This is a genomic window from Actinacidiphila sp. bgisy145 (assembly GCF_057708125.1).
Map to the genome: position 1 here is coordinate 11,495 of NZ_JBYIRL010000014.1, position 14,615 is coordinate 26,109.

General features: G+C 78.1%; 1 protein-coding gene. It reads right to left on the bottom strand.

What is annotated here, in order from left to right; translation table 11 throughout:
• Positions 1-4 precede the first annotated feature (4 nt).
• A complete protein-coding gene (locus AC3ERT_RS14755) occupies positions 5-14,560 on the bottom strand; it encodes an SDR family NAD(P)-dependent oxidoreductase (protein ID WP_435174469.1) in 14,556 nt (4,851 codons plus the stop codon).
• Positions 14,561-14,615: the final 55 nt, after the last annotated feature.

A 14,615-nucleotide genomic window follows, 5' to 3' on the forward strand; every position in this document is an offset into this window, starting at 1 on the left:
CCCTTCACGATGTGCGCTCCTCTCCTCGCTGCCGCCACGACCGGAACCCCCGGAGGTGTTCCGGCGTGGCCATGACCGTCAGGTGCTCGTCGTCGGGGTCGCCGCCGCCGAGCGCGGCGAGCAGGCGGCGGGCCGGTGCGTTGCGGGCCGTGCGCTCGGCCGTCAGGCGGACCTTGGTGCAGCCGGCCGCCTCCGCGCGGTCGGCGAGCCACGCCAGCAGCCGCTCCTCGACGCCACGGCCCAGCGCCCGGCAGCTCATCACCCAGGCCAGGACGTCGAGCACGTCGCCGTCCGCGCGCACCGCGACCAGGCCGATCTGGCCGTAGTCGCCGAACCGGTCGCGGGCCGCGGCCGTCCACACCTCGCCGCGGGCCCGCCACCGGGCCACGTCGCCGCCGTCGGCCGAACGGGCGCGCAGCGTGAACTGGTTGGTCCGGTGCACCAGTTGCTCGGCCCGCGGGACGTCGGTGTCCGTCAGGGCCCGTACGTCCACCGCCAGCCGCAGGCCGGCGAGGAACTCCTCGAAGCCCTCCTGCTCACGTACGGCGTCGCGCTCCCGCTCCTGCGCGTAGAACCGCGCGCGCAGCGCGTCCTCGGCGGTGGCCGCCGGCGGCACGAACGGCCACAGCACGTCCAGGAACCGGTCGAGTCCGGCCGCGGGCGGGCAGGTCACCGACAGCACCTCCGGCCGGGCGGCGCGCATCGCGGCGATCTCGGCCGGGTTGTCGTCGAGGAAGAGGAAGCTGTCCAGACCGAGGTTCAGCGTGCGGGCGACGGCCGCCAGGCGCCGGGACTTGGGCTCCCAGGCCGTGGACAGCGCGCTGAAGTGCTCGGCGCGCAGCAGGCTTTCGGGGCGGTCCAGGACGGCGCGGACGGTGTCCTCGTCGTTGTTGCTGACCAGGACGAGCAGGACGCCCGCCGCCCGCCAGCGCAGCAGCCGGCGGGCGAGCGCCGCGCGCGGGCCGCCCAGGTCCACCGCGGCCGGGCCGATCTCGCCGGCGACCCCGCCCCACAGCGTCTCGTCGCCGTCCACCGCGATCACCTTCGGCGCGGGGCGCAGCGCCACCGCGGCGACGCCGGCCAGGCGCAGTGCGACCGCCGCCTGGAACTGCGGGGTGAACGGCAGGTGGGCCAGCCGCTCCGTGGCGGCGTCGAAGGGCAGGTCGACGGCGTGGTCTCGGGTCCACTCCTCGGGGCCGAGGACCGCGATGCCGGGCGCGTCGGCGAGGTCTGCGGCGACGGCGCGTTCCCAGCCGGTCAGGCGGTCGTCGTCGCGGGCGGCGGGCAGGAAGCCGACGACCAGGGGGGTGCGGGTGCGCTCGGCCAGGGACCGCAGCGCGGCCGGGTAGGCGGTGCGCAGTTCGGCGAGGAGGTCGTCGCCGACCGGGCCGAAGCGTTCGAGGTCGGCGGCCCGCAACAGCACCGCGCCCATCGACACGGCGGGGTCGGCGAAGACGCCGGACGGGTCGCGCAGCGCCGCGAGCACCTGGTGGTAGGGGGCTTCGGTCACGGTCGGGGCCGGGCCCTGCGGGTCGGCGCCACCGGTCGCGGCCGCCAGCATCGCGGGCAGGTCGCCGAGGGCAAAGGTGGCGGCGAGGGCGAGGGTGGGCGGGGCGGCGGCACCGACTTCCCTGGCGGCGGGCGCCGCTGCGGCTGTGGCTGCGGTGGGCGGCTCGGGTGCGGTGGGCGGTTCGGGGCCCGCGGCCGGATCGGGCGCAACGGCCAATCCAAGACCCACCGCCGGATCGGGTTCCGCCGCGGGCACGGTGTCCACCGCCGGCGCCGAAGACGCCGCGCGGACCGGCGCCGCCGGGTCGTCCGCCGTTTCGGCGAGCAGCCGCAGGAACTCCTCGCCCAGCCGCCCCGCGGACGCCGCGTCGAGGATGTCGAGGTTGTGGTCGAGCCGTATGCGGCCCGCGTCCGGGGTCATGGTGACCATCAGGTCGAGGTCGGAGTGGCCGGTCCCGGCCGGGAGCACTTCCAGGCCGGTGAGCCGGCCCGCCCCGGAGCGGACGTAGTTGAAGTACACCTCGACCAGCGGCGCGTCCGGCCGGTGCAGGCCCTGCCGGGTGAGCGTCGCCAGCACGTCGGAGAACATCGCGCCCTTGGCGAGCAGCCGCTCCAGCCGGCCGCCGGTGCGCCGCAGCACCTCCTCGACCCGCTCCCCCGCCCGCGCCTCCGCCGGAAAAGGCACCGGCACGCCGAAGAAGCCCACCGCGCCGTAGGCGTCGGCGTGAACGCGGGTGTCGACGGGCACGGCCAGCACGAAGCGCTCGCGTTCCCGCAGCCGGGCCAGCAGCACCGTCAGGGCGCCGAGGCAGAAGGCGGCGGGGGTGACCGCGAGGCCGCTCGCGGTCGCGGCCACCCGGTCCATGAGGCCGTCGGGGATCTGCACGGTGACGCTGCCCGCGCGGTAGGTGCGCCGCGCCGGGCGCGGCCGGTCGAGGGTCAGATCGAGGCGGGCGCTGCCCTGGAAGAGCGCGCGCCACTCGGCGGCGCCCGGGTCGTTTGTGCTGCCGGCCGGCTGCGGCTGGGCCGCGGCCAGCAGGTCCGCGTCGCGGTTGGTGACGGTGCCGCCGAGCTGGGTGCCGGACAGTTCGGTGTCGATCTCCGCGGCCACCAGCAGCAGCGACTGGAGGTCGCTGACGGCGTGGTGGGCGCCGAAGACGAGGAGTTGGTCCCGGTCCGGTCCGCCGCCGTGCAGCGCGAAGCGCCACAGCGGGGTCGCCGCCAGGTCGAACGGCGGTTCCAGCAGCGCGCGCAGCGACGCGGCGGCGTCGGGGCCGGGGCCGGGGCCGGTGTCGGGGGGCGCGCTCGTCACGTGCAGGAGCGGTCCCGCCGGACGGCGGTCCACCCGCAGTCGGCGGCCGCCGCCGGGGCCGGACTCGACCGCGGTGCGCAGAGCCGCGTGCCGCGCGGCCAGCCGTTCGAGGATGCCCGTGAGCACCTCGCGGGTGGTCGGTGCGGCCAGCCGCACGGCCAGGCCGATGGCGTGGGCCGCCCCGGGCATCCCCGGGCGGGCGCTGCGCAGCAGCCGGACGACGTCGCGGGTGGCCGGCCGCACCTCGTGCTCGGGAACCTCCGGCTCGGGCGTCGCGCGCCCGGGTTCCTCGGCAGTGGTCCCGGGTGCGGCGGACGGCCGTTCGCGCAGGGCCGTGGCGAGGGCTTCGGCGAGGCCGCGGACATCGGCGGCGGACATCACCGCGGCCGTGGGGAGGTCCACGCCCAGCTCGCGGGAGAAGGCGGTGCGCAGCCGGACGAACATCAGGGAGTCCAGGCCGAGTTCGGTCAGGGACGCGTGCGCCGGGATGCCGCCGGGGGCCGTTGCGCCGCCGGAGACGTCCCGTACGCGGGCCCGTACGTAGGTCTCCAGTTGTGCGGCGCGGTCGGTGTCGGTGGCCGCCGCGAGCACCCGCCGGGCCAAGCCGTCACCGTCGCCGTTGCCGTCGCCGTTGCCGTTGCCGTTGCCGGGCAGCAGGGTGACGAGGTCGGCGAGCAGCGGGCGGGTGCGGGCCGCGTCCGGGTCGAGGGCGAGGGCTTCCAGGTCCAGGGCGGCGGGCGCGAGTTGGCGCCGTCCGGTGGGCAGCACCCGGTCGAACAGCTCGCCGCCCTCCTGCGCGGTGAAGGCCGCCAGGCCGGAGCGGTGCGCCCCGGCGGCGCCCGGGCCGGTCCCCGCGGCCATGCCCACCTCCGTCCAGGCGCCCCAGTCCAGGCTGAGGGCGCGGCGGCCGGCCAGGGCGAGGTGGTGGGCCCAGGCGTCGAGGAAAGCGTTGGCGGCCGCGTAGGGGCTCTGGCCGGCCGAGCCGAGGAGCCCGGCCACGGAGGCGAACAGCACGATGTCCTGTGCCTCGGGGACCAGTTCGGTGAGCAGCGCGGTGCCGAGCACCTTGGGGGCGAGGACGCGCAGGACGCGCGGACCGGTCAGATTCTCCAGAACGGCGTCGTCGAGGACTCCGGCGGCGTGCACGATGCCCGTGACTGGTCCGGCGTCGCGCCGGAGGGCGTCGAGTGCGGCGGTGAGGCTGTCCCGGTCGGCGACGTCGGCGCGGACCAGGTGCACGCGCGCGCCCCGCGCGGCGAGTTCGCCGATCCAGGCGGCGGCCTCCGGGCCGGGGGCGCCGCGGCCGAGCAGGGCGAGGTGGCGGGCGCCGCGCGCAGCCAGCCGTTCGGCGACGACCCGGCCGAGGCCGCCGAGGCCGCCGGTGACCAGGTACACCCCGTCGGGCGCGACCCGGCCGTGGCCGCCGTCGTCGGGCCGGGTACGCGCCAGGCGGGGCACCAGGCGGCCGGTCTCGCGCAGCGCGACGAGGTGTTCGCCGTCGGCGCACCGCAGCTGGGTCCACAGGGCGTCGGTTCCGCCGGCGGGCGGCAGGTCGATCAGGGTGGCCGACAGCTCGGGGTGCTCCTGCGCCACCGCGAGCCCGAAGCCCCAGGCGAGCGCCTGCTCGGGACGGGTCACCTGGGTGCTGCCCCCGGCGGCCTGGCTGCCGCGGACGACCACGAACAGGCGCGGCGGCCCGCCCTGCCAGGTGCGGCCGGCCAGCGCCCGCACCAGGTGCAGAGTGGTCAGGCAGGCCAGGCCGGCGGCGTCCTCGGCCGTGGGCGCGGAGACGATCGCCGGGGCGTCGAGGGCCGTCAACTGGACCACCTGCGCGGGCGGCCGGTCCGGGTACGCCTCGTCGAGCAGCCGGGCCCACTGGCCGGGGTCGGCCGGGTCGAGGACGTACCGGCCGGGGCCCTCGGCGGCGAACTGCGGGCCCCGGCGGGCGATCACGTGCGGGACGCGGGCGGCGGCGAGCTTCTCGCCGAGCGCGGCGGCCACTTCAGTGCCGTCGGCGAGCAGGAGCCAGCTGCCCTCGGCGGGCCGGGCCGAGGCGTCCGGGCGCGGCTGCCAGCGGGTCTCGAAGAGGGCCGCGTCGAGCGGGGAGCGCGGGGCGAGCGCGGCGAGCCGGAACTCCTCGGCGTACAGCACGAGGTGCTCGTCCTCGTCGTAGACCGCCAGGTCGGCCGTCGCGGTGTCGCCGGCCGCGGAGCGCAGGCGACAGGTCGCCCAGGCGGGCGGGGTGCGCCGGCCGGTGAAGTGCAGCCGGCCGACCTCGGCGGGCACGAACGCCCGGCCCGCGGGCGCGTCGCTGGGAAGGGCGGCGGTGGTGAAGGCGGCGTCGAGGACGGCGGGGTGCAGCAGGTGGCCGGCGGCGGGGCGCGGGGCCAGCCGTCCGAGCGCCGCACCGCCGCTGAAACGGCCCTGTTCCAGAGCGCGGAAGGCGGGGCCGTGGTCGATGCCCAGGGCGCTCAGTGCGGCGCGCACGGCGGTCAGGTCGGCGTGCCCGGTGCACTCCTCGCGCAGGTCGGCCAGGCGGCCGGCGGCCGCGGGGATCGGCTGGGTGCCGGCGCCGGGGGCGGCGCGCCCGGTGACGTGCTGCTCCCACACCGCGGGGCCGCCGCCCGCGGGCGCGGAGGCGATGGTGAAGTCCCGGTGGCCGTCCGCGGCCGGGTGCAGGACGAGTTGCAGGCGTACGGGTCTGCCGGGCTCCAGGCGCAGCGGCCGGTGGAAGCGGACGCCGGTGAGGTGGAGCGGGCCCGCTGCCGGGCTGGTGCCGCGCTCGTCGGGGCCGCCGGGGTCGCCCACGGCGTGGGCGGCCTCCAGCGCCATGTCCAGGAACGCGGCGGCCGGCAGCCACATCTCGCCGCCGACCCGGTGGTCCGCGAGGTAGGCGAAGCGGCTGTCGCCCAGGTCGATGTCGGTCTGGAAGAGGTGGCGGCCGGGTGCGTCGCTGCTCTCCAGGTGGGTGCCGAGCAGGCCCGCGCCGGTGGCGGTGCGGGCCGGGGTCCGCCAGTGGCGTTCCCGGGCGTAGGGGTAGGTGGGCAGGTCGGCGCGGCGGCCGGCGGGGAACAACTCCCGCCAGTCCGGGGTGTGTCCGGCGCCGTACAGCTCCGCGAGCCGGTGCAGCAGGGCGCGCGGGCCGTCGTCCGCGGAGGGCGGCGCGATACCGGCCACGTCGATCCCGGCTTCGGCGGCCACTTCCTCGATCGGGGCGCCGAGCGAGGGGTGCGGGCCGATCTCCACGAAGGAGCGGTAGCCGTCGTGGAGCATCCGGCGGATCGTGTCCGCGAACCGTACGGGCTCGCCGAGGTTGGCGTACCAGTACGCGGCGTCCAACTGCTCCCCGGCGATGGGTGCGGCGCGCACCGTCGAGTACATCGCGAGCCGGCCCGGCCCGCCCCGGACGGCGCCGAGGCGGGTGAGGAGTTCACCGCGGGCCGATGCCATCAGGGGGGTGTGGGAGGCGAAGGGCGTGGCCAACGGCCGGTTCGGGGTGCCCAGTTCGTCAAGTTGCCGCCGCAGCGCGGCCAGGGCCGCGGCCTCGCCCGAAACGGCGGCGGCCTCGGCGCTGTTGACGGCGGCGACGAACAGCCGTCCCGCGTAGGGTGCGAGCAGGTCCTCGACGCGCGCGGGGGGCAGCCGGACGGCGAGCATGCCGCCCTGGCCGACCAGGGGCGCGGCGGCCGCGGCCCGGCCGGTCACCACGCGCACGGCGTCGTCCAGTGTCAGGGCCCCGGCCACGTAGGCGGCGGCGACCTCGCCCAGGCTGTGCCCGACGACGGCGTCCGGGGTGACGCCCAGGCCCCGCCAGGCGGCTGCCTGCGCCGCACCGAGGGCGAACAGCACCGGCTGTAAGACGTCGGTCCGCTGGCTGCTCGGGGCGTCGCCGGTCCCGGCGAGCACGTCGCGGACCGACCATCCGGTGCGGCGGCGGACGGCCTCGTCGACGCGGGCCAACTCCTCCCGGAAAGCCGCCGATCCGGCCGCCGCCTCCGCCACGCCCGCCGGTGGCCAGGGGCCGCCGTGCCCGGTGAGGACGAAGGCCGTCCTGCCGTTCTGCTCCGCGCGCGGGGCCGCGAGGGGCCGGCGGCCGTCCGCCAACGCGTCGAGCCCCGCGAGCAGTTCCTCCCGGCCCGCCGCCACCAGCGCGGCACGCCACTCGAAGTGGCTGCGGTGCCGGGCCAGGGTGTGGGCGATGTCCGGCAGGGCGGCGGGCGCGCCGTCGCGCAGGTGCGCGGCCAGCCGCGCGGCCTGGGCGCGCACCGCGTCGTCGCTGCGGCCGGACAGCATGAACAGCCGTGGGTCCGGGGCGGGTTCGGCCCCAGCCGCGGGCGCGGCGTACGGGGCCTCCTCCAGGATCACATGGGCGTTGGTGCCGCTGATCCCGAAGGCGCTCACCCCGGCCCGCCGGGTGCGGCCGGGGTCCTGCGGCCAGGCGACCTCGTCGTGCAGCAGGCGCAGGCCGCTGCCGTCCCAGTCGACGTGGCGGCTGGGCGGATCGGCGTGCAGGGTGCGCGGGAGGGTCCGGTGGCGCAGCGACTGGACGACCTTGATCAGCCCGAGGACGCCCGAAGCGGCCTGCGTGTGGCCGACGTTGGACTTCAGCGAGCCGAGGTGCAGGGGGCGCCCGGGCGGCCGGGAGCCGCCGAAGACCTCGGCGAGGGCGTGCGCCTCGATCGGGTCGCCGAGGGTGGTGCCGGTGCCGTGCGCCTCGACGTGGTCGATGTCCGCGGGCGCCAGCCCGGACCGCGCCAGCGCCTGCCGGACCACCTGTTCCTGGGCGGGGCCGTTGGGCGCGGACAGGCCCTGGCTGCGGCCGTCCTGGTTGACGGCGGTGCCGCGCAGCACCGCGAGGACCTCGTCGCCGTCGCGGCGGGCGTCGCGCAGGCGCTTGAGGACGACCAGTCCCGCGCCCTCGGCCCAGACCGCGCCGTCGGCCGCGTCCGCGAAGGAACGGCAGCGGCCCGTGGGCGACAGGCCGCGCAGCCGGCTGAACTCGACGAAGGTCTGCGGGGTCACCATCAGCGTGACGCCGCCGGTGAGCGCGAGGTCGCACTCGCCGGCGCGCAGCGCCTGCGCCGCCAGGTGCACGGCGACCAGCGACGACGAGCAGGCGGTGTCCACGGTCAGCGCGGGCCCGTTGAGGCCGAGGGCGTAGGCGAGCCTCCCCGAGGCGACGCTCGGCGCTGCGCCGGTGCCGACGTAGCCGTCGAGCTGGTCGAGGCGGGCGCCGGCCAGGTAGTCGCTGCCGAACATGCCGACGTACACGCCGGTGGAGCTGCCGGCGAGCTCGGCGGGGACGATCCCGGCGCGCTCCAGCGCCTCCCAGGCGGTCTCCAGCAGCAGGCGCTGCTGGGGGTCCATCGCGGCCGCCTCCTTCGGGGTGATCCCGAAGAAGCCCGCGTCGAAGGAGGCGATGTCCTCCAGGAAGCCGCCTTCGCGGGCGTAGGTCGTGCCCAGGGCGTCCGGGTCGGGGTCGTAGAGGGACGCCACGTCCCAGCGGTCGGCCGGGAAGGGGCCCACGGCGTCCCGGCCCTCGGCGACCAGCCGCCACAGGCCCTCGGGGTCCTTGACGCCGCCGGGCAGGCGGCAGGCCATGGCGACGACGGCCACGGGCTCGTCAGCCGCGAGTGCCGGGGTGGCGGGGGCGGCCGGGGCGGTGGCGTGCGGCGCCGCGGTGCGCTCGGCCGCCGCGAGCGGGTGGGCCAGCAGGTATCCGGCCAGGCGGGCCGGGGTGGGGTGGTCGAACAGGAGGGTGGCGGGCAGGCGCGCGCCGACCCGGGAGCTGATGCGGTTGCGCAGTTCCAGTGCTGTCACCGAGTCCATGCCGAGTTCGCGCAGCGGCTGATCGGGGCGGACGGTCTGCCCCGGGCCGAGGCCGAGGGAGCGGGTCGCCTCCTCCCGGACCAGGGCGAGGACGCGCTCGGCGCGGTCGGCCTCGGGGAGCCGGGCGAGGCGTTCGGCCAGGCTGTCGCCACCGCGGCGGGCGGCGCGGGCCGGAGGCAGCAGGGTGCGCCACAGGGCGCCCGCGTCCTCGGCCGCACCGGCCTGGCCGGCGCGCAGCCGCGGCAGGTCCAACGCCGAGGCCACGAGGTGCGGGGCGCCTGCGCGCAGGGACAGCTCGGCCAGTTCGCAGCCCTGGTCGGCCGTCAGCGGGCGGTGGCCGAGGCGGGCCATCCGTGCCAGGTCCGCGTGCCGCGCGGCCAGTCCCTCCCCCGCCCAGGCGCCGAACGACACCGACGCGGCGGGAAGTCCCAACGCCCGCCGGTGGTGGGCGAGCTGGTCGAGGAAGACGTTCGCCGCCGCGTAGTTGGCCTGGCCCGGCGCGCCGAACACCCCGGCCGCCGAGGACACCAGCAGGAACAGCCGCAACGGCAACTCAGCGGTGAGCCGGTGCAGATGGGCGGCGCCGTCCACCTTCGGACGCAGCACCCGCGCGAGGCGCTCCGCGGTCAGCTCGGCGGCCACCCCGTCCGCCAGCACGCCCGCGCAGTGCACGATCCCCCGCAGCGGCAGGTCCCCGCGCCCGGCCCGCCGCACCGCCTCCGCCACGTCCGCCGCGTCCGCGACATCGCACGCGACGATCTCGACCTCGGCACCGAGCGCGGCGAGTTCCGCCCCGATGCCCGCGGCACGCGGGTCCGCCCCGCCCCGCCGCGATGTCAACACCAGCCGCGGCACCCCGCGTTCGGCCATCCGCCGCGCCAACCGCCGCCCGACGGCCCCCAACCCACCGGTGACCAGCACGGCCCCGTCCATGGGAAAGCCGTCACCTGAATCCCCAACGGTGCGCGCACCCGCCGCCCCCGCGGCCGCCGACCCCCCGCCGCCCGTCGCGAAGTCGAACCCGCCCCCCGCCACCCCGGGCACGCCCGGCGAACCGAAGTCCCCCCGCGCGGCCGGCGGACCACCAGCCGCAACGCCACCCACCGAACCCGCGCTGCCCTGCCGGGAGTTGCCCCCGACCTCGCCCGCGGCACGGGCATCCCCTCCCGCGAGCACACCCGACGAAGCCGCGCCGCCCTTCGCGGCGGATGGACCAGCGGCCGCGCGGGTCAGGCGCGGGGTCAGCAGTATGCCGTCGCGGGCGGCGAGTTCGGGTTCGCCGGGGTGGCCGAGCGCGGGTATGAGGCCGGCCGGGGTGTCGAGGTCGAGCAAGGTGAGGGTGACGTCGGGGTGTTCGGCGCGTGTGCTGCGCGCCAGGCCCCACAGCAGGGAGTTCGGCAGGTCCGGGACGGTGTCGCCGTCGGCGGCGGCCACCGCCCCGCGGGTGACCCAGACGACGCGGTCGGGGGCCTCCTCGCGCGGGAGGGCGAGCAGCTCCTGGAGTTCGCGCAGCGCGGCGGCGGCCACCGCGTGGGCCGCGGAGGCCACGTCGGCACCGGGCCGGGGGCGCGGCCACCAGCGCAGAAGGACGTCCGCGCGCGCGTCGGTCAACTCCGCGCCGGCCGCTTGCAGGGCCCGTACGGCCGCCGCGGCATCCGGGTCGCCCGGGTCGCCGCGAACGGCCCAGGTGCCGCCGGCCAGGGCGGAGGTCCCGCCGGTGGCGGGCGTCCACGCCACCTCGTACAGGTGCCGGGCGCTGTCCGGGGCCCGGAGCAGGTCGTCCGGGTCGGCGGCCCGCAGCCGTACGCCTTCCAGCCGCCCCGCGGGGAGCCCGTCGGCGTCCCAGAGGTGCACGTCCAGCGTGACGTCGGCGCCGGAGTCGGTACGGGGGCCGCCGAGGCGCCGCACATGGGCCGTCAGCTCGGTCGCGCCGCCGGGCGGCAGGACGCAGCGGCCCACCGCGACGGGCAGCAGGACGCGGCCGTCGGCGGCGTCGAGGCAGGAGGTCGCCTGGAGTGCGGCGTCGAGCAGGGCCGGGTGGAGGGGGTACGCGTCGGCGGTGGCGTGCGCGGCGGCGGGCAGCGACAGCCGGGCCAGCACTTCGCCGGGGGCGAGGACGACCGCGTCCCGCACGCCTTGGAACGCCGGTCCGTAGCCGAGCCCTCGGCCGGCCAGCGCCTCGTACGCGTCCGGGGCCCAGGCCGTGGCGGCGTCCTGCGGCCACGCCGGGGGCGCCCCCGCGGCGGCGGGGTCCGCGGCAGTGGTGGCCGTGGCGGTGACGTGCAGCGTCCACCCGGCGCTCGCGTCGCCGCGCGGCCGGCTGTGCACGGTGATCTCCGCGGCCGCAGCCGCACCCGCGCCCGTTTCCGCACCCGCGCCGGCACCCGTTTCCGCGCCCGCCGTGACGACGTCGACCGACACCTCCACGGTGCCGCCGTCGGTGAGGACGAGAGGCGCGAGCAGCAGCAGGTCCGCGACGTCGCACGGGTCGGCGGGCCGGGCGACGTCGAGGGCCGCGCGGCACAGCTCCGCCAGGGTCGTGCCGGACACCACCGTCCGCCCGAACACGGCGTGGTCGGGCAGCCAGTCGGCGGTCGCCGCCTGCCACTCGGACCGGAAGGTCCAGCGGCTCTCGTCCGCCGACTGGAGCTGGACCCCGAGCAGCGGGTGCGCGGCGCGGTCGAGCAGGCCGGTCGCCCCGCCGGCGGCGTCCGGTTCGGTCCAGTGCCGCCGCGCGTCCCAGGCGTACGTGGGCAGGTCGGCCGGCGGGCCGTCGGGCACCAGGCGGCGCCAGTCGAGCTGCCGTCCGTGGACGTGGAGTTCGGCGGCCGCCAGGTCCAGGCAGGCCGGGCCGTCCTCGTCGCGGCGCAGCGACCCGACGGCGGTCAGGTCCTCCTGGCCGGTCTCCTCGGCGACCGTGCGCAGCGCGGTGAGCAGCGAGGGGTGCGGGCTCAGCTCGACGAAGCAGCGGTAGCCGTCGGCGGCCATGCGGGCCACGGCCGGTGCGAAGCGGACGGGTTCGCGCAGGTTCGTGTACCAGTACCCGGCGTCGAGTTCCGCGGTGACGGGCTCGCCGGTGACGGTGGAATACCAGGCGACGGGTGCGGGTACGGCGGTGACGCCGTCCAACTCGTCGAGGATCTCGGCGCGGACCGGTTCGACCCCGGCGCTGTGGGAGGCGTAGTCGACGTCGAGCAGCCGGACGAAGACCTGTTCGCGTTCGAGCCCGGCGAGCAGGTCCAGCAGGGGTTCGGCCGCGCCCGAGACCACCGTCGAGCGGCCGCTGTTGACGGCGGCGACCGACACCCGGCCGCCCGAGGCGGGCAGCAGCGCCTCGACCTCGTCGCGGGGCAGGGCGACGACGGCCATGGTGCCGCTGCCGGCCAGCCGGGTCAGGGCGCGGCTGCGCAGGGCCACGACCGCGGCGGCGTCGTTGAGGCTGAGGGCACCGGCGACGCAGGCGGCGGCCACCTCGCCCTGGCTGTGCCCGACCACCGCGTCCGGGTGGACGCCGCGGGCCCGCCACACCGCGGCGAGGGAGACCATGACGGCGAACAGGACGGGCTGGACCACGTCCACCCGGTCCGGCGGCGGGGCGTGGGCGTCGCCGCGCAGCACCGCCGTCACCGACCAGCCGGTGAACGGGCGCAGCGCCGCGTCGCAGCGGTCGATCATGTCGGTGAAGACCGGGTCGCGGCCGAGCAGGTCGCGGGCCATGCCGGGCCACTGCGCGCCCTGGCCGGGGAAGACGAACGCGACCTTCCCGGCCGCGCGGCGGCCGGGGCCTTCGACGAGGTCCGCGGGTCCGGGGCGGCCGTCGGCGAGGGCGCGCAGCGCGGTGCGCAGGCCGTCGCGGTCGGCGGCGCGGATGACGGCGCGGTGCTCGAAGTGCGTGCGGTGGTGGGCCAGTGCGGCGGCCACCGCGGGCAGTTCGGGCGCAGGCGCGGCCGTGAGGCGGTCGAGCAGGCGGGCGGCCTGGCCGCGCAGGGCGGGTTCGGTGCGGGCGGAGAGCGGGAAGAGCAGCGGGGCGGCGGGGCCGGGGTCCGGCGCCGGTGCCTCGGCGGAGGCTTCGCGCCGCACCGCGCCCGCCGGTTGCCGCACCGCGCCTGCCGGTTGCCGCGGTGGGTCCGCCGGTTGCCGCACCGCGCCCGCCGGGTGCCGCACCGCGCCCGCCGAATGCCGCGGCGGGTCCGCCGGTTGCCGCACCGCGCCCCCCGGGTGCCGCACCGCGCCCGCCGGGTGCCGCGGTGGGTCCGCCGCAGCGGGCCCGGCCAGTTCCCCGGGCGGCTCCTCCAGCACCACGTGCGCGTTCGTGCCGCTGATCCCGAACGCGCTGACACCCGCCCGGCGCACCCGGTCGGCGTCGCGCGGCCACGGCCGGGCGGCGGTCTGGACCCGCAGCCCGCCCGCCTCCCAGTCGACGAGCGGGGTGGGGGTCTCGGCGTGCAGCGAGGCGGGTAGGCGTTCGTGGCCGAGGGCGAGCACCGTCTTGATGACGCCGCCGATGCCCGCGGCGGCCTGGGTGTGGCCGATGTTGGACTTCAGCGAGCCGACGGCCAGCGGCCGGTGGGCCGGTCGGCCGGGGCCGAAGACGGCGGCCAGGGCGCGGCCCTCGACGGGATCGCCCAGTTCGGTGCCGGTGCCGTGGGCCTCCACGTGGTCCAGGTCGTCCGGGCGCAGCCCCGCGGCGGCCAGCGCGGCGCGCACCACCCGCTCCTGGGCGAGGCCGCTGGGCGCGGACAGGCCCTGGCTGCGGCCGTCCTGGTTGACCGCCGAGCCCTTGACGACCGCCAGCACCCGGTCGCCGTCGCGGCGGGCGTCCTGGAGCCGCTTGAGGAGCACCACGCCGCAGCCCTCGGCCCACACCACGCCGTCGGCGCCGGCGCCGAACGGGCTGCACCGCCCGGTGGGCGACAGGCCGCGCAGCCGGCTGAACTCGACGTGGCCGCGCGGGGTGACCAGCAGTGTGGCGCCGCCGGCCAGCGCGAGGTCGCACTCGCCCGCCGCGAGCGCCCTGGCCGCCAGGTGCAGGGCGACCAGCGAGGACGAGCAGGCGGTGTCCACGGTGACGGCCGGGCCCTGGAGGCCGAGGGTGTAGGCGATCCGGCCGGACGCGACGCTGGGGGCCGTGCCGGTGCCCACGTGGCCGTCGAGCCGGTCGAGCGGCGCGCTGCCGAGGTAGCCGCTGTCGTACAGGCCGACGTAGACGCCGGTGGAGGTGCCGTCGAGGGTGCCGGGGACGATCCCGGCGCGTTCGACGGTCTCCCATGCGGTCGCCAGGAGCAGGCGCTGCTGCGGGTCCATCGCGGCGGCCTCGCGGGGCGAGATGCCGAAGAAGGCCGCGTCGAAGCGGTCGATGGCGGCGAGGTAGCCGCCGCGCAGGGTGTAGGCGGTGCCGGCCGCCTCGGGGTCGGGGTCGTGGAGTCCGGCGGTGTCCCAACGGCCGGGCGGCACCTCGGTGACGGCGTCGCGGCCGGCGTCCAGCAGCCGCCACAGCGCCTCGGGGTCGTCGGCGCCGCCGGGGTAGCGGCAGGCCATGGAGAGGATCGCGATGTCGTCGCCGCCCGGCTGCCGTTCGGGCCCGGGCGGCGCCCCGGCGGCCGCAGCCGGCGGCTCGTCGTCGAGGACCGCCGCGGCGATCGCGGCGATGGTGGGGTGGTTGTAGACGAGGGACGGGTCCAGGGTGCGGCCGGTCAGCGCCGCCAGCTCCACCGACAGTGCCACCAACTGACGGGAGCCCAGGCCGAGTTCGGCGACGGGCCGGTGCGGGTCGACGGCCGACGGGTCGAGCCCGGCGGCTTCGGCGACGGCGGTCACCAGCCAGTCGCGCACGCCCGCCGCGGTGGTGGGGCGCGCCTGGGGGGCGCCGGGTGTCTCGGAGGTCGGCTTCGGGGGCTCGTTCGCAGGCATCTGGGCAGGTGTCCTCGTGCGCTCGGTGCTCGGGCGGTGTCCTCGCGGATGCGGT